Here is a 16,470-nt window from a genome sequence, read left to right on the forward strand (position 1 = left end):
TTTTTGGGGGTGGCATCTTGTCACCCCTTTTTGCATTGGGCAGACTGGTGGCAACGCGATTTTCGCTGATAGCATTTTCCAGAATACGGTGTTTTTTAGGTGGTGCAAACGGGGAGGGAATCTGATAAAATCGATCAGGTGTTCGTCTGAGCAAGCGCCGGGAAAGTGTTGAGTTTTCACTGTAATGGCCTGTTTGCAAGGAGCGAAAACACCGAAAATCGCTTCCCGTTGCAGGATGAGCGATGTCAAGAACTATTTTTAAGCAAAACACAACATATAGTGTTGTCGAATTTTATTGCGTACAAGATATAGATAAAACTATTGAGTTTTTCCCATAAAGATAGTTAACTAGAGAGGAACTATTCGAAGGAGGAACGTTATGCTGGCGACCGAAACTGTATCCCGCACCGCTTTCTTGAGGGATGAATTTTTAGCACAATACAAAGACTTTCCCGATCATATGAATCCTCTGGGACAATTTGTGTACTATCGGACTTATTCTCGTTTTATCCCGGAAAAAGGCAGACGGGAAACATGGAAAGAAACATGCCGCCGTTCGGTGGATTACAATATGAAGCTTGCGTATCAACATTTGCAAAAAATCGGCCTGTACCCGGATGAGCGTGCGATGGAAGCAGAAGCGGAAGGTCTGTTTGACAACATGTTCAACCTGCGTCAGTTTTTGTCCGGCCGGACGCTGTGGGTGGGCGGAGCTGAAAACGGCGTGGCCGATTTGTACCCGCTGGCCAACTTCAACTGCTCTTTCCTGAACATCAAATCGTGGGACGACCTTGGCGATTTGTTCTACCTGCTGCTGGTAGGAACAGGTGTCGGCTTCAAATGCACGAAAGCGATGGCAGCAGGACTCGGTCCGATCCGGACCAACGTGGCCTTGCTTTCTTCCGAGTACCGCCCATTGCCCAAGCATCAGCGACTGGAGCGTTCCGAGCTGAATGTGCTGGATAACGGTTTCGCCAAAATTTACGTGGGAGACAGCAAAGAGGGCTGGGTAGAGTCGCTGCGCTTGTACCTGCAAATTTTGACCGACGGTTCCTACGAGCATATTCATACAGTGAAAATCTCCTACAACAGCGTGCGTCCAAAAGGAGAGCGACTGAAGCGTTTTGGCGGTACAGCAAGCGGACATGAGCCGCTTCGCGAGATGTTTGAAGGCATCGACAAAGTGCTGAAAAACCAGATCGACGAGCATCTGGCCCCGATTGAAAGTGACGAAAAAGGGTACGGCAAGATTCGCCCCGTACATATTCTCGACATTGGCAATCTGATCGGAGCAAACGTCGTAGTTGGGGGCGTGCGCCGCACAGCGGAAATTTTCCTGTTCGATCACGACGACTACGAGTGCATGCTGGCGAAATACGGCATCAACGGCTTCTGGACGGAAGAGCAGTTGGCGCATCACCGCCGCGTCGGCGAACTTTTGGGCGAGCACAAGCCTGTATGGTTTGACAGCATTGAAAAGGTAGGGGACGGACGATTCGGCCTGGATCACCGCCGCATGTCCAACAACTCCATCGCCTTTACGAAACAACCGTCTAGAGAGTTTTTGCATCTCGTGTTCACCTTGATGCAACTGGAAGGCGAGCCTGGCTTTATCAACTTGGAAGAAGCCAATCGCCGTCGTCCAAATGCGGAGGGCTTGAATCCTTGTGCGGAAATTTTGCTTGATTCATATGGCGTTTGCAACTTGACTACGGTCAATCTCGTTCAGTTTGTGCGTGAGAACGAAGACGGCTCCAAGTATTTGGATCTGGATGGACTTTTGGATGCGCAACGCAAATCTGCCCGTGCAGGACTGCGGATGACGCTCGTTACACTGGAGCTGCCACATTGGGATACGGTGCAACAGCGCGACCGTTTGCTAGGAACGTCGCTGACTGGCTTGAAAGATGCGCTCGCGTCTCTCGGCTATACGGAGGAGCAGGAGCTTGAACTGCTGCGTCAGCTCGGAAATGCTGCCCGCGACGAAGCGAACCGCTATGCGTACGAGCTGCGCGTCAATTCGCCGCTGCTGGTCACGACAGTGAAGCCGGAAGGAACGCTGTCACAGGTGGCTGGCGGGGTTTCCAGCGGCTTGCACTGGTCGCACTCGCCGTACTACATCCGCCGCATTCGCATCAACGCGCAAGACCCGTTGGCAAAAGCGGTACAAGCTCTCGGCTGGACAGTTCACCCGGAGGTCGGCACACAAGGGGAGACGCACGAGGAGCGCATGGCGAATGCCCGCACGCTCGTGATTGACTTCCCGGTAGCGTCGGGTGCGCAGGAAACGAAAAACGAAGTGAGCGCCAAGCGCCAATTCGATACGTACTTCCGTTTCCAAAAGGAGTACACCGAGCACAATTCTTCTAATACGATTACCGTTCGCAAGGAAGAATGGAACGAAGTGGAAGAGATCGTCTATGCAAACTGGGACAATTTTGTCGGCGTGTCTTTCTTGCAGCTCGATGGCGGAAACTACCAGTTGGCTCCGTACGAGGAATGCAGCAAAGAGCAGTACGAAGCGCTCAAGCAGTCGATGAAGCCGTTCGATCCTGCTATTTTGCAGCAATACGAGACAGGCACAGATGCAGACCTGTCGACCGCAGAATCTTGCGAAGGCGGCGCTTGCCCGATTCGCTAATCCAGTCAGTCATCAACCAGGGAGAGACCGTTACGATGGGTCTCTCCCTGGTTTTGTTTTGGCCCGGATCAGGCCGACGACGAGCAGGAGCAGCGGGTAAAACAGTCCGAAGATCAGGCTGTAGGGAAACCAGGCATCGACATCCCATTTTGCCATGTACGCTGTGTTCGGGTAGACAATCAGCGAAAAAACGGCTACGACGAAAGCGGTCGGGATGATCAACGGTTTGTAGGTGCGGAGCCGAAACACGTGGGTCATGCTGATTAATCCGGCGTAAAAGTACATGCTCAGTTTGACAAAAATGGTAAAGAACCAGAGGATGGCGACGATCGCCTCCACCCTCTGCAAAAAATTTCCAATACTGATCCGCTGGGCCAGCGTATAGCTGGGGTAGGCGTAAAGGATCGAGCCATCCGGCCCCAGTACCAAAATGCTGACCAGGATGACCATGGATAATTTCAAACCGGCAATCAGCCCTCCGGCAATAAAATATTTGCGCGCGGAGCGGGGATCAGTGAGGCAAACGGGAAAAAAGACGAGCAAGGTGGGAAGTGTCAAATACGTCATACTGGCAAACGTCAAGGTTCCTTTTACGAGGCTTTTCCCGTCCGCTTCCAGAATCGGCTGGATATTTTCGATCTCCATGCTCGGAAAAAGAAAAAAGATCAGGGAGAAAAACAACAAGAGCAAAAGCGGCACAAACAACTCGATGCTTCGCGCAAACGTCTCCAGTCCCAGGTGGGCAGCGAGCATGACGACGAGCAAAAAAAGAATGTGCAGCGCGATGATGGGCGTCTCCGGGAACATGTTTGTCTTTAAAAAATTGCCGATGTAAAAAAGCACCTGAGCGGAGGAGAGCAGCATGGTGAACAGAAAGAAGCACGAAGCAAGCCAGCCGAGCCATTTGCCCAAGATCCGTTCGTTTATTTCCAGCAGGTTGTTTTTTGGATAAAACAAGCCGACGGAGATGTACAGCCAGGCCAGGCCCAAGCCGACTGCATTTCCCAAGAGGGCGCAAATCCAGGCGTCCTGTTGTGCGTTCGCAGCCAGAGTGGAAGGGGCGACCAGAATCGTCGTGCCGATGCTGAATAGGCAAGTAATGATCGTCATTTGCCGATTCGAGATTTTGACTGTGGACAGCACCTGACGTCCTCCTATTCGAACAGTTTCTGCAAAAATTCTCCGAAGGGACTCAAGATGACTTTCACCCAGTCGCCCGGATTGGGGACAGGTACGTCCAATATCTTGAGCGTTCCTGTAATGGCGCCGAGCAGAAGCAAGAGGGAAAACACGACGAGCTCCCGATGATAGCGTCTTCGAACAAGCTTCGGGACTTCAAACCAGGCGATGATGGCCGCTGTGACCAAAACAAACGCTGCTCCCCACATTCCCTTTTTTCCTACTTTCCTGATTTAGGCAGTCTTTTCTTCGAGTATTGACCGAATGAAAAAATGCCATACCATCGTCAACCGCAAGCGCAGTTTGTCTATGGTACAATAGCCTTAGAGAGAAAGGGGCGATGGTTTGTGAGTCCAATTATTCATACTCATCAATTGCGAGTGCGCTACGGCGAAACCGATCAGATGGGTGTGGTCTACCATACGAATTACTTGAACTGGTTTGAGGTGGGGCGAACAGAGTTGATCCGCCAAGCGGGACTCACCTATCGCGAGCTGGAGGAAAGAGGCGTGCTTTTGCCGGTTACGGATGCCGCCATCTCGTACAAAAAGCCTGCTCGTTACGATGATATGGTGGAGATCAGGACGCGGGTCAAAGAACTGACTGCCGTTCGCCTGACGTTTGCTTACGAAGCTATTCGCGTGTCGGATCAGGAGCTGCTTGTGTCGGGGGAGACGATGCACGTCTTCACGAACAGCGAGCTTAGACCGATACGCCTGGCCAAAACGGAGCCGGAAGTTTACGCTTGGCTGGATGCCCAGCACAAAGGAGGGGAATAGCATGTTGCGCTTTCTCGTGATCCTGTTTGTGATCGGATTTGGTTTGGAGCTATGGGGATTGATTACAGTAGGCTCGCTGATCGGCGGATGGAACACCGTTTTGCTGGTCATTGTTACGGGGCTGTTGGGCGCTTGGCTCGCGAAGCAACAAGGGGTTCAAGTGTTTCGCACGCTTCAGTTCCAACTGTCTCGCGGGCAGATGCCGACAGAGACGATCATCGACGGTGTGCTGATCTTGGTTGGCGGCATTTTGCTCTTGCTCCCAGGGTTTGTGTCGGATGTGATCGGTTTGATTTTTCTCATCCCCTACACCCGGATGATGCTGCGGCACTTGCTGAAGCAATGGCTGTGGTATTTGATTTCTTCGGGACGGATTCGCTTTTTGTTCCGTCGCTAAGTCGCTAGGTAGAAGACAGACAGGTTATGGCAAAAAAAGAACCGCTTCGAGCTTTGCGCCAGCAGGCAGCTCGCAAGCGGTTTTTTCTTTAGATGCGTTTTCCCTTGATGTACATCCAGATGTCGACGAACACATTGGCTTTGACCAGGGCGTTGATCAACACGAGGGAGACGGGGCCGATGATCAGTCCGAGGAACCCGAACAGCTGCAACCCGACGAACAGGGCGACCAGCGTGAGCAGCGGATCGAGGCCGACGCTCTCTGCTACAACCTTTGGCTCGATGATCTGGCGGAAGATGAGCACGACAGCGTACAAAATCGACAGACCGATGACCATGGTGTAGTTGCCTTTGAAAAACATGTAGATGATCCAGGGAACGAAAACGGTTCCCGTGCCGAGATACGGCAGGAGATCAACCAATCCGGTAATCAGGCCGATCGTAATCGCGTATTCCACGCGCATGATCAACAGTCCGATGATCACGATTGCCGCAGTCAGGGAAATAAGCGTCACCTGAGCTTTGATGAACCCGAACAAAGCGGCGCGCAGATCGCGAAAAATCTGATCCAGGCGATTGTTGACCCCGCTTGGCAAAAGGCGGCGGAAGCGCGATTCCCAGAGGAAGAAATCTTTTGAAATAAAGAAAGCGCCCATGATGGAGATGACCGAGACGGTAGCCATGTTCGGCAAGGAGACGAGCAAGTTTTTCAAGCCGTCCAGGAAGCTGACAATCAGATTTTGTCCGGCGTGTGTGATCGAAGTGATGCCGCTGCCGACCGTGTTGCTGATTTTGTCCTTGTAGTTCGGATCAAGCTGGTCGTAAATCCATTGAACCTGGTTGTAGATGCCGAGCAAGAAGTCTTGGGAAATCGTCCGCTGCAAATACTCGGACAGCTCTTGGGCAAACACCGGCAGCCGTTTTGCCAGTTCGCCGATCTCTACGACCGTTTCCGTTACGACCAGGGTAGCCAGGCCGATGGCGAGAAGCATCAGTACAAGCAGGGCGATCGTAACCGACAGCCAGCGGGGAATTTTGAACTTTTTCGTGATGAAAGTGACGGGTCTGTGGATCATGAGCGCAATGACTAAAGCGATTATAAATGGGTACAGTAATGGTGTTGCAAACTGAAACAGCCAGATTCCTACATAAACAAGCAGGCATACCCAGAAAAAGCGAATGATCTGAAAGACGCGCTCCACCCAGTTTTCCTGATTCAAAAAGGTCTCCTTTCTGCCAAAAAACAGCAACAAATGCTTATGGAACTATTATGCAGCAATCGGGACAAATGGAGCAAGCGCGCGAAAAAACAAAACTGGGTTTCATCCTTTGAAACATTTTTTCGCCAATCTTATTCACAAAATCGCAATAATCTTTTATAATTGGGTCGACTTATAGTGGATTCTTTTCTCTCGCCTCTCCCCCTTGGCATGCTCAAGGATTTGCGTGGATATATTTCCTGACAAGAGTGGTGGATGAAAGAAACCGCTGCTATCAATTTCTTTAAGAAGAGGTCGTTTATCAGTCACGAGGACAAGCGAAGGACTGGATAAGCACTATTACTTGAGTGGAAAAGGAGAGGGAGTTCTATGACAACAACACGTGGACTTGAAGGCGTCGTTGCCGCTCAATCATCGATCTGTTCGATCGTCGATGGGGTTCTTTGCTATGGCGGGATCAACATCGATGAGTTAGCAGAACATGCAACTTTTGAAGAGGTTGTATACTTGCTCTGGCATGGAGCGTTACCGAAGCGTGATCAGCTGGACGCTTTGAAAAAACAATTGGGTGAAAATGCAGCAGTAGCAAAAGAAGTGCTGGAAAGCATTCGCCATTACCCAAAAGGCGTGCACCCAATGGCGGCGTTGCGCACAGCTGTCTCTTCGTTAGCGCTCTACGACACAGAAGCGCAAGATATGTCTCCTGAAGCCAACTATCGCAAATCCATCCGTCTGATGGCTCAAACTCCTACTCTGATTGCTGCTTACGAGCGCATGCGCAAAGGATTGGAGCCAATCGCTCCTCGTGCAGATTTCACCATTGCCCAAAACTTCCTTTACATGCTGACTGGCGAAGAGCCAACAGAAACAGCTGTGAAAGCGTTTGATGTTGCGCTGGTTCTGCACGCAGACCATGAGTTCAATGCTTCTACTTTTGCTGCTCGCGTAACCGTTGCGACCCTGACAGATATCTACTCCGGTATCGTGTCCGCAATCGGCACGCTCAAAGGCCCTCTGCACGGCGGCGCCAATGAAGCGGTTGCGAAAATGCTGGTGGAAATCGGCGGACTCGACAACGTGGAATCCTACATCCGCAGCAAGCTGGACAACAAAGAGAAAATCATGGGCTTCGGACACCGCGTTTACAAAGATGGCGACCCGCGTGCGAAATGGCTGAAGCAAATGTCCCAAAAGCTGACGGCGCAAATCGGCCGTCCTGAGCTGTATGAAATGTCCGTGAAAATCGACAACATGATTACATCGGAAAAAGGACTGAAGCCAAACGTTGACTTCTACTCCGCATCCGTGTACATCTCTCTCGGCCTGGAAACAGACCTGTTCACACCGATCTTTGCCATCAGCCGCATGTCCGGTTGGACGGCACACATCATGGAACAGTATGAAAACAATCGTCTGATCCGTCCTCGCGCGGATTACATCGGTCCGGTCAACCAACATTACGTACCGATTGACCGCCGCTAAAAACCCGCTATTTTCGAGCGTGGAGGGCCGTGTGCAGCCATGCTGACCAGCCCTAAGTGCAAGCTTGAGAACTACCACAAGAAGTGGTAGTTCTCCTACGTCTGGAAATATTCATAATCACCCAATATCTTCAACACTGGAGGGATTCTTGTGTTCAAAAACCTTACTCAACCAACTGCTGGTGAAAAAATCACCGTAGATAACGGCAAACTGGTCGTTCCAAACAACCCGATCATTCCTTTCATCGAGGGTGACGGTACTGGCCCTGACATCTGGAACGCTTCCGTTCGCGTTCTGGATGCAGCAGTAGAAAAAGCGTACAACGGCGAGAAAAAAATCGCTTGGTTCGAAGTGTTCGCAGGCGAAAAATCGTTCAACCAATACAACGAGTGGCTGCCAGAAGATACGCTGACTGCTGTTCGCGAATACTTGATCGCAATCAAAGGTCCTCTGACTACACCAGTAGGCGGCGGTATCCGCTCCATCAACGTAGCGCTGCGTCAAGAGCTGGATCTGTACGCTTGCGTGCGTCCTGTTCAATACTTCGATGGCGTTCCATCCCCTGTCAAACATCCTGAATTGACAGATATGGTGATCTTCCGCGAGAACACAGAAGACATCTACGCTGGTGTTGAGTGGGCAGAAGGCACTCCAGAAGTGAAAAAAGTAATCGACTTCCTGCAAAACGAAATGGGCGTGAAGAAAATCCGCTTCCCGGAAACTTCCGGTATCGGGATCAAGCCTGTTTCTAAAGACGGTACAGAGCGTCTGGTTCGCGCAGCGATCAACTACGCGATCGATAACAAACGCAAATCCGTTACCCTCGTACACAAAGGCAACATCATGAAGTTCACCGAAGGCGCGTTCAAAAGCTGGGGTTATGCAGTGGCTGAAGCAGAATACGGCGACAAAGTGTTCACTTGGGCACAATACGACCGCATCAAAGCAGAAGGCGGCGACGCTGACAAAGCGCAAAAAGAAGCAGAAGCAGCTGGCAAAATCATCGTAAAAGACGTGATTGCTGACGCGTTCCTGCAACAAATCTTGACTCGTCCGGCTGAGTACGATGTAGTAGCTACCCTCAACCTGAACGGTGACTACATCTCCGACGCTCTGGCTGCACAAGTAGGCGGTATCGGTATCGCTCCAGGAGCGAACATCAACTACCTGACTGGTCATGCGATCTTCGAAGCAACACACGGTACAGCTCCTAAATACGCTGGTCTGGACAAAGTGAACCCATCCTCCGTGATCCTGTCCGGAGAAATGATGTTGCGTCACTTGGGCTGGAACGAAGCAGCTGATCTGATCATCAACTCCATGGAAAAAACCATCTCCGCGAAAACAGTAACGTACGATTTCGCTCGTCTGATGGATGGCGCAACTGAACTGAAATGCTCCGAGTTTGCTGACGCGCTGATTCAAAACATGTAAGATAGAGATAGTTTGGCAACTATTTACACTTACAGTTTGGAGGGGAGTTAAGTCATGGCATTCAACCGTAAAAAAATCGCTGTTATCGGTAGTGGCTTCACTGGTGCAACCACAGCATTTATTTTGGGGCAAAAAGAATTAGGCGACGTAGTTTTGGTTGACATTCCGCAATTGGAGAACCCGACAAAAGGGAAAGCGCTGGATATGATGGAGTCTTCCCCTGTGCTTGGCTTCGACGCCCAGATTACAGGTACTGCAAGCTACGAGGATATTCAAGGCGCTGATCTGGTGATCATCACCGCAGGCATTGCCCGCAAGCCAGGCATGTCCCGCGATGACCTTGTAAACACCAATGCAAGCATCATGAAGTCGGTTGCGGAGCAAGTGAAGACATATGCTCCCAACTCGATCGTGCTCGTCCTTTCCAACCCCGTTGATGCAATGACTTACACTTTCTTTAAAACGTCCGGCTTCCCGAAAGAGCGTGTCATCGGGCAGTCCGGCGTGCTGGATACGGCGCGTTTCCGTACCTTCGTGGCCATGGAGCTGAACGTTTCTGTTGAGGACGTGACAGGCTTCGTGCTCGGCGGTCACGGCGACGACATGGTTCCGCTGGTTCGCTACTCGTATGCGGGTGGCATTCCACTGGAAACGTTGATCCCGAAAGACCGCCTGGACGCCATCGTCGAACGCACCCGCAAAGGCGGCGGCGAGATCGTCAATCTGCTTGGCAACGGCTCCGCTTACTATGCGCCGGCTGCTGCTCTCGTACAGATGGCGGAAGCGATCATCAAGGATAAACGACGTATCCTTCCATCCATTGCGCTTTTGCAAGGCGAGTACGGCTATCAAGATATTTACCTCGGCGTTCCGACCCTTCTGGGTGCAAACGGAATCGAGAAAGTCATCGAGCTGGAACTCACCGCAGAAGAAAAAGCCGCGCTCGACAAATCGGCCGACTCGGTGCGCAATGTCATGGCTGTATTGAAATAGTTTGTCTGATCGGAATACGAAAGACGCCTTTCTTCGTGAAGGGCGTCTTTTTTCATGCCAAAGCCGATTTCGAGGAATACTACAGTCCAAAGCAAATTTCATGCCCAGAGTAGCCTGTCGCTAAACACCTTTACAAAAAAATTACTTGTCTTCCGGTTTCAGCATTGGCAGACTGAGTAGTGTAGAGAGAAGAAACAAATCAGAGGACGAAGGTCTGCAACATTCAATCTGTAGCATCGCATTGGTAGGGGGAAACGGACAAAATGATCAAGGTTTTGGTAGTGGATGACGAAGCTTCTATCGTGAAGCTGCTGCAATTCAATCTGGAAAAATCGGGATTTCAGGTCGTTACTGCATTTGATGGCAGACAGGCATTGGATATGGTGAAAAGCGAGCAGCCTGACTTTATCATTCTCGACTTGATGCTGCCAAAAATGGACGGCATGGATGTCTGTAAAACATTGCGGCAGGAACGCATCAATACGCCGATTCTCATGCTGACCGCAAAAGATGACGAGCTGGACAAGATTCTCGGCCTGGAGCTTGGGGCTGACGACTACTTGACCAAGCCATTCAGCCCGAGAGAGGTAGTGGCACGCGTCAAAGCCATTTTGCGACGAATCCAATCGACACCGGAAACGGCTACTGCTCCTGAAGACGTCGTGCTTCAATTTGGCGACATCCGCATCTATCCGGAAAAATATGAAGTGTTTTGCAAAGACGCCAAAATCGAGCTGACTCCGAAAGAATTTGAGCTGCTCAACTACTTGGCCAGCCACCAGGGACGTGTCCTGACGCGCGATCAACTGCTGAATGCCGTCTGGAACTACGATTTCATCGGCGACTCGCGGATTGTGGACGTACATGTGAGCCACCTGAGAGAAAAACTGGAAGAAGACACGAAAAATCCGCGCTACATTAAAACAGTCCGCGGCTTGGGATACAAACTGGAAGGATAACAGGAGGCACGACCTTGACTCGCTTTCGTATCAAACTCACCTTCACTATCTTGGGATTAATCTCATTGGTTCTCCTTTTGATGGGAATGTACTTTGCGAAGGTACTGGAGAACTCTTACCTGCAATCTTTGCATGAGCTTTTATCCCGCGAGTCCAAGCTTGTTGCCCAGGCTGTTCGCTTCCCGACGGTTTTTGACAATCAGGTTACGCTGGCGGATCGCGTCAAGCAAGTGGCTCCTTCCGACGAAGTCCGCCTGACGATCATCAACCGCGAAGGTCAGGTGCTGTACGACAACTCCTCCCATGTAGAGGAGATGGAAAATCATCACGACAGGCCGGAGATGAAGGCTGCGCTGCGGGGCGAAACAGGCATTTCCCGCCGGTTCAGCGAGACGCTCGGCTATGACATGATGTACGTGGCGGTGCCAGTCGAGCAAGGCACAAACATTGTCGGGGCTGTTCGCTCCGCCATGTCGATGAAAGACATTACGGACACGATTCACAACATGTGGTACAGCTTGCTTACAGGGCTTTTGGTCACACTGGTGGTCGGCTCCATCGTGGTCTCACGCATTTCTTTTTCCATCATCCGTCCGATTGAGGAAATCACCAGGGTAGCCCGCAACATTACCCAGCGTCAGTACGAGAGCCGGGTACGGATCAAGGCCAAGGACGAGATCGGTCAGCTCGCCGGGGCGATTAACTTCATGGCTTCCAGCTTGGAGCAGCAAATGTACGAAATCTCCGAGAACCAGCAGAGGCTCGCCGGGGTTTTGACCAACATGACGAGCGGTGTGATCTTCATATCGGAGCAGCGCAGAATCATGCTCGTCAACCCTGCGGTCGAGAAGCTTCTCGGGACGGCTGGGCATGAGCTGGTAGGCAAGCTGCACATCGAGGCAGGCAAAAGCTTTGGACTGTCCCAGTACATCGACAGATGCCTGGACAAGAGCGAGAAGTTTCGGCAGGAGGTTCACATTTACTACCCGCAGGAACGCGTGCTCGACGTCAATTTTGCCCCGTACATCAATTTCAAGGGCGAGTCGCGAGGAGTAGTCGTCGTCCTGCATGACATCACGGAAATCCGCCGTCTGGAAAAGATGCGCAGCGACTTTGTCGCCAACGTGTCGCACGAGCTGCGCACGCCGATTACGTCGATCAAAGGGTTTACCGAGACGCTGTTGGAAGGCGCGATGCAGGATGAGGAGACATGCCGCAACTTCCTGCAAATCATTTCCGATGAAAGTGAACGGTTGTACCGGATGATCCGCGACATTCTCGATTTGTCCAAAATCGAGCAGAAGCGCATCCCGCTGCATCTCAGCCACGTGCACGTACAGGAGCTGATCCGTTCTGCGGCCGCGATCATGCACGATCAGGCGCAAAGAAAGCAGCTGAAAGTGACGCTGCCGGAGAGCCAGCCGGACATTTGGCTGATGACGGACAAAGATTGCCTCCAGCAAATCGTGCTGAACCTGATGACAAACGCGATCGCCTACACGCCGGAAGAGGGCGAGATCACGATCAGGACAGAAGCGGACGACAAGCAGATCACCATTCAGGTGGCAGATACAGGGATCGGCATTCCGGAAAAAGACCTGGCAAGAATTTTCGAACGGTTCTACCGGGTGGACAAGGCTCGCAGCCGCGATTCGGGCGGCACAGGGCTTGGTCTGGCCATCGTGAAGCATCTGGTCGAAAACCTGCACGGCCAGATCAAGGTAGAGAGCGTGGAAGGAAGAGGCTCCACCTTCACAGTCATCTTGCCGCTCACCTGAAATATTTACACAAACAAAATAGTAGCTTTACCCGCAGACTACAATCCCCTTGTACTATTTGTCGTGTCAGACAAATGAAGGGGGACGAGGAACATGTCGCGGCACGCTTTCGAAGAGCAGCTGGATGTACTGCATCGCAAACTCATGTCCATGGGAACATTGGTTGAGGAAGCGATTCATAAATCGATTAAAAGTTTGGTAGAACGGGATGTCCATCTGGCGGAACAAGTGATTGCGGCCGATCCGGTTATCAATGAGCTGGAGCAGGAAATACAGAGCGAATGCTTCCGCCTGATCGCCTTGCAGCAGCCTGTCGGGAGCGATCTTCGCCGCCTGGGAACCATGCTGAAGCTGGTGACTGATCTGGAGAGAATGGGCGATCATGCCGTGTCCATCTCCAAGACGACACGTCGCCTGATGGCGGAGCCATACGTCAAGCCGCTGATCGATATTCCGTTGATGGCGGATCATGTGAAAGCGATGGTGAGGGATTGCCTGAATGCCTATATCGCTCGCAACAAAGAAGCGGCAGAAGAGATCGCTGCGCGAGACGATATTGTCGATAAGCTGTTCGCCACGATCTTCCGTGATCTGATCGAGGTCATGACGAAAAATGGCAATGCGATTTCCCAAGGCACGCATCTGCTCCTGGTGGCGCAATATTTGGAACGGATTGCCGATCACGTCACGAACATTTGCGAGTGGATCATCTACATGTCCACAGGCAAAATGACGGACTTGAACAAATAGGATCGAGGACGCTCAAAGCTTTTGCCAGCGGGCGCTCTGGATACGGAATAAAAGTCGCTGTGAGCCGTTCGCGCTTGCAGCGGCTTTTTTCCTTTTTCCTGTCGTGACAGATGCCCATTTCCTCCTCGCTGCATACAATACATCGATCCGATCCATTTTCGATCAGTGAGTGACTGGAGGGAATGTGCATGGCTAAAAAAGTGCGTCACATATACGCTGCGGGCAACACGGCGCGAGGATACAAAACATTTTACGACTCGGTCCTGCAAGGCATGGAGCGCGTATACATCCTGTCAGGAGTGGTGGAGGGGGTTACATCGCCGCTCATCGAGACGATTGGCAAGGAGATGTCTCGCAAGACCGATCAGGTGGAGTGGATTCATTCACCGTTCGTGAACGGGCAGTACGATGGTGTTGTCTTTCACGAATGGCGGGTAGCGATTATGGACGGCAGCTATCCCCGCATCTGGAGACCGGCTGCGCCCGGCGTTACCGAGATTCACGTCAACTTGCAGTCGGCGCTCGATACCGATCAGCTGGCTTTGTACAAAAGGCATATCGCGGCGTGGTACGAAGAGATTTTCCAAAAGAGCGAAGAAGCTTATCAGGCATTCGGGGAGGCGCTGCGCATCCACGATGAATGGGAAGCCCCTTACATCGAGAACCTGAACCGGGAGGCAGCCAATCTCGTCACGCAAGAGGTCGTGGAGCTGTTTTTCGGAGAGGAAAAGCAGAACAAGCGGGCGCAGGTGCGCAGAATGTACCTTGGCGCCGCCACTCCGAACGGTCCGGTGGATCACATCATGAAGCTGACCGATTCGCTGCAGAAGCGCTATTTCATCAAAGGCCGGCCGGGATCAGGCAAGTCGACCATGCTGAAAAAGCTGGTGACAGAGGCGGAGAATCGCGGCTTCGATGTGGAGGTATACCACTGCGGACTTGACCCGCACAGCCTGGACATGGTGATTGTGCCGGAGAAAAGCGTGGCGATTTTTGACAGTACGGCTCCACACGAATACTTCCCCAGCAAAGAAACAGATGAAGTGATCGACATGTACGCACGGGCGATCGACCCTGACACCGACGAGCTGTATCACGATGAGCTGGCTGAGATCAAGTCGCGCTACACGCAAAAAATCAAGGAAGCGACAGCATCGCTTTTGGCTGCCAAGGAACTGCGCGATCAGCTGAACAATGTGTACGCCGAACTGGCAGATGAGTCCAGGCTCAAAGCGGTTGCCCAAGCGATCATGAGCAGGCTGGCGCGGATGGGATAAACCAATATCGACCCGAATGAAACCTGTTCGGCTGCTCATACTACAAGAAGGAGGTGAGCGGCCGGATGGGTTTTGCTTTGACGCTGGCTTTGCTGTTGCTAGCCAATCCCCTCGATCCGACCAACTTTTTGCACATCGAGTTGGGAGAGAAAACAGTAGCCATCCTGGACCGAGCGGATTATACCTTGCCTGTTGACGGTGTCCCAGTGGCAGATGACTACCGTTTGCAAAAAGTAATAGACGATGTCGCCAAACAGGCGTATGTGGAGCCGATCAATGCGACGATTAATGCGCAAGGGTCCATCGTTGCCGAGAAAAAAGGGCGCAAGCTGGATGAAGCTGCTTTTTTGCAGCAGTTTTACCAGTATTACTACGGCGAGGGCGCTTCGACTCTACAAGTTTCCTTCCAGGAAGTCCATCCAAAAGTGGACAAGGCTCTCATCAGCCAGGTCCGGAAAAAAGTGATCGGGCAGTATGCCACCTATTTCAATTCGCGGAACAAAAACCGCTCTCACAACATCAAACTCGCTTCCCAAGCGATCAACAACTACGTCGTCTTGCCGGGAGAGATTTTTTCTTTCAATAAAGTAGTCGGCCAAAGAACGAAGGAAAAAGGGTACATGCAGGCACCGATCATCGTCAGGGGAGAGCTGTCGGAGGGAATTGGCGGCGGGATTTGCCAAGTATCCTCGACTTTGTTCAACGCCGTGGACAAGGCTGGATTGCATATCATGCAGCGCTATTCCCATAGCAGAAACGTCGCCTACGTCCCGCCTGGCCGGGATGCGACCGTGAGCTGGTACGGGCCGGATTTTGTGTTTCAGAACAAATACGCCTACCCGATCATGCTCAGGGCTATCGCAGGAAACGGAGCGATGTATGTGACCGTGCATTCGTTTCCCGAGATTGAATACGAGCCTCGACATGTTCCAAGCGTGCGCCAGAACACACCGGAAGAAGGGCCAGCCAGCCCGGAAACCATCACGGAACCAACACTGCCTTGAGCTTGACGGGCATGTTGGTTTTTTTATTACCTAGTTAAAATTTAATGTAAAGAAATAGTTGCCACGGAATAAAAAAAGTCGTATAGTGTTTTCTGTGATAAAAATTTCGTGTCCGAAATATTAGTTAGGAAAGGAGTGCATCATGAACAAGCCGTTGCATATACGGGACTTGCTGAAGCGTCTGAACAAGACCTTCGCGACGATGGCTACCAAGGAACTGAGCAAATACGGTTTGACCGTTCCCCAATTGATGATCATTCGGCAAATTCATTGCGAGCCCAAAACGATCGGCCAGTTGAGCAAAGCTGTCGATTTGTCGTACAGCACCGTTTCCGGCATCATTGACCGACTGGAAAGGGAGCAGCTGGTCGAGCGAGTGCGTGATGAGAAGGACCGCCGAGTTGTCTGGATTCAGAAAACGGAGAAGATTACCGAACTGTTTGCCAAGGTTGACTTTTTCTCGGAAGAATTTTACAAGCGGATTTTCCATGGTTTTTCGGATGAAGACCTAGATGGCATTATTTATTCGATGGAAACGTTGATTACGAAACTAGAAGAGAGAGAAAGTTGAGGAGAAA

General features: G+C 51.5%; 15 protein-coding genes. 12 read left to right on the top strand and 3 right to left on the bottom strand.

Going from position 1 to position 16,470, the window contains the following annotated elements:
• Nucleotides 1-379 precede the first annotated feature (379 nt).
• Nucleotides 380-2,641, top strand: a complete 2,262-nt coding sequence (gene nrdJ, locus M2298_RS00990; protein WP_122962908.1) for a ribonucleoside-triphosphate reductase, adenosylcobalamin-dependent — start codon at nt 380-382, stop codon at nt 2,639-2,641.
• A 30-nt stretch (nt 2,642-2,671) separates the two neighbouring features.
• On the opposite strand, the gene M2298_RS00995 is transcribed toward nrdJ, so the two are convergent.
• Both M2298_RS00995 and M2298_RS01000 read right to left on the bottom strand, forming a co-directional pair.
• Nucleotides 2,672-3,784: a GerAB/ArcD/ProY family transporter gene (locus M2298_RS00995; RefSeq protein WP_122962909.1), complete on the bottom strand. Its 1,113-nt coding sequence runs from the start codon at nt 3,782-3,784 to the stop codon at nt 2,672-2,674.
• Nucleotides 3,785-3,795: 11 nt separating this feature from the next.
• The gene (locus M2298_RS01000; protein ID WP_122962910.1) at nt 3,796-4,029 is read right to left on the bottom strand and encodes a hypothetical protein; all 234 of its coding nucleotides are present in this window, start codon (nt 4,027-4,029) and stop codon (nt 3,796-3,798) included.
• A 138-nt stretch (nt 4,030-4,167) separates the two neighbouring features.
• Between M2298_RS01000 and M2298_RS01005 the strand changes: the two genes are divergently transcribed.
• Together M2298_RS01005 and M2298_RS01010 are read left to right on the top strand one after the other, a co-directional pair.
• Complete coding sequence (locus M2298_RS01005) at nt 4,168-4,599, top strand: acyl-CoA thioesterase (protein WP_173598436.1); 432 nt, start codon at nt 4,168-4,170, stop codon at nt 4,597-4,599.
• Nucleotide 4,600: 1 nt separating this feature from the next.
• Nucleotides 4,601-4,996, top strand: a complete 396-nt coding sequence (locus tag M2298_RS01010) for an FxsA family protein (protein WP_122962912.1) — start codon at nt 4,601-4,603, stop codon at nt 4,994-4,996.
• Nucleotides 4,997-5,084: 88 nt separating this feature from the next.
• Here M2298_RS01010 and ytvI read toward each other — a convergent pair whose 3' ends face one another.
• A complete protein-coding gene (gene ytvI, locus M2298_RS01015; protein ID WP_122962913.1) occupies nt 5,085-6,215 on the bottom strand; it encodes a sporulation integral membrane protein YtvI in 1,131 nt (376 codons plus the stop codon).
• A 369-nt stretch (nt 6,216-6,584) separates the two neighbouring features.
• On the opposite strand from ytvI, the gene citZ reads away from it, so the two are divergent.
• The 9 genes from citZ to M2298_RS01060 all read left to right on the top strand — a co-directional run bounded on the left by citZ (nt 6,585) and on the right by M2298_RS01060 (nt 16,463).
• A complete protein-coding gene (citZ, locus tag M2298_RS01020) occupies nt 6,585-7,697 on the top strand; it encodes a citrate synthase (RefSeq protein ID WP_063229179.1) in 1,113 nt (370 codons plus the stop codon).
• A gap of 150 nt (nt 7,698-7,847) precedes the next feature.
• Complete coding sequence (icd, locus tag M2298_RS01025; RefSeq protein WP_122962914.1) at nt 7,848-9,131, top strand: NADP-dependent isocitrate dehydrogenase; 1,284 nt, start codon at nt 7,848-7,850, stop codon at nt 9,129-9,131.
• 54 nt (nt 9,132-9,185) lie between these two features.
• Entirely contained in the window at nt 9,186-10,124 is a 939-nt protein-coding gene (gene mdh / locus M2298_RS01030) for a malate dehydrogenase (protein WP_122962915.1), read from the top strand.
• Nucleotides 10,125-10,387: 263 nt separating this feature from the next.
• Nucleotides 10,388-11,083 (top strand): response regulator transcription factor, encoded by a 696-nt coding sequence (locus M2298_RS01035; protein WP_280648105.1) that lies wholly within the window; start codon nt 10,388-10,390, stop codon nt 11,081-11,083.
• A 14-nt stretch (nt 11,084-11,097) separates the two neighbouring features.
• Nucleotides 11,098-12,861, top strand: coding sequence for a two-component system histidine kinase PnpS (pnpS, locus tag M2298_RS01040; protein ID WP_173598435.1), 1,764 nt, complete (start codon nt 11,098-11,100; stop codon nt 12,859-12,861).
• Nucleotides 12,862-12,954: 93 nt separating this feature from the next.
• A complete protein-coding gene (phoU, locus tag M2298_RS01045; protein ID WP_063229184.1) occupies nt 12,955-13,611 on the top strand; it encodes a phosphate signaling complex protein PhoU in 657 nt (218 codons plus the stop codon).
• Nucleotides 13,612-13,799: 188 nt separating this feature from the next.
• The gene (locus tag M2298_RS01050; protein WP_122962919.1) at nt 13,800-14,888 is read left to right on the top strand and encodes a PRK06851 family protein; all 1,089 of its coding nucleotides are present in this window, start codon (nt 13,800-13,802) and stop codon (nt 14,886-14,888) included.
• A 65-nt stretch (nt 14,889-14,953) separates the two neighbouring features.
• Nucleotides 14,954-15,892: a VanW family protein gene (locus tag M2298_RS01055; RefSeq protein WP_122962920.1), complete on the top strand. Its 939-nt coding sequence runs from the start codon at nt 14,954-14,956 to the stop codon at nt 15,890-15,892.
• 142 nt (nt 15,893-16,034) lie between these two features.
• Nucleotides 16,035-16,463 carry a MarR family winged helix-turn-helix transcriptional regulator gene (locus M2298_RS01060; RefSeq protein WP_122962921.1) on the top strand — a complete coding sequence of 143 codons (429 nt, stop codon included), beginning with the start codon at nt 16,035-16,037 and terminating at the stop codon, nt 16,461-16,463.
• Nucleotides 16,464-16,470 lie beyond the last annotated feature (7 nt).

Origin of the sequence: Brevibacillus sp. 1238 (genome assembly GCF_029892995.1) — a bacterium.
Taxonomy (GTDB): Bacteria; Bacillota; Bacilli; order Brevibacillales; family Brevibacillaceae; genus Brevibacillus; species Brevibacillus parabrevis.

What these genes read in the sequence shown, in the direction of transcription:
- M2298_RS01060 (WP_122962921.1), top strand. Translation starts at nt 16,035, where the DNA reads ATGAACAAGCCGTTGCATATACGGGACTTGCTGAAGCGTCTGAACAAG.
- M2298_RS01055 (WP_122962920.1), top strand. Translation starts at nt 14,954, where the DNA reads ATGGGTTTTGCTTTGACGCTGGCTTTGCTGTTGCTAGCCAATCCCCTC.
- mdh (WP_122962915.1), top strand. Translation starts at nt 9,186, where the DNA reads ATGGCATTCAACCGTAAAAAAATCGCTGTTATCGGTAGTGGCTTCACT.
- M2298_RS01000 (WP_122962910.1), bottom strand. Translation starts at nt 4,029, where the DNA reads ATGTGGGGAGCAGCGTTTGTTTTGGTCACAGCGGCCATCATCGCCTGG.
- phoU (WP_063229184.1), top strand. Translation starts at nt 12,955, where the DNA reads ATGTCGCGGCACGCTTTCGAAGAGCAGCTGGATGTACTGCATCGCAAA.
- nrdJ (WP_122962908.1), top strand. Translation starts at nt 380, where the DNA reads ATGCTGGCGACCGAAACTGTATCCCGCACCGCTTTCTTGAGGGATGAA.
- M2298_RS01035 (WP_280648105.1), top strand. Translation starts at nt 10,388, where the DNA reads ATGATCAAGGTTTTGGTAGTGGATGACGAAGCTTCTATCGTGAAGCTG.
- M2298_RS01010 (WP_122962912.1), top strand. Translation starts at nt 4,601, where the DNA reads ATGTTGCGCTTTCTCGTGATCCTGTTTGTGATCGGATTTGGTTTGGAG.
- M2298_RS01050 (WP_122962919.1), top strand. Translation starts at nt 13,800, where the DNA reads ATGGCTAAAAAAGTGCGTCACATATACGCTGCGGGCAACACGGCGCGA.
- citZ (WP_063229179.1), top strand. Translation starts at nt 6,585, where the DNA reads ATGACAACAACACGTGGACTTGAAGGCGTCGTTGCCGCTCAATCATCG.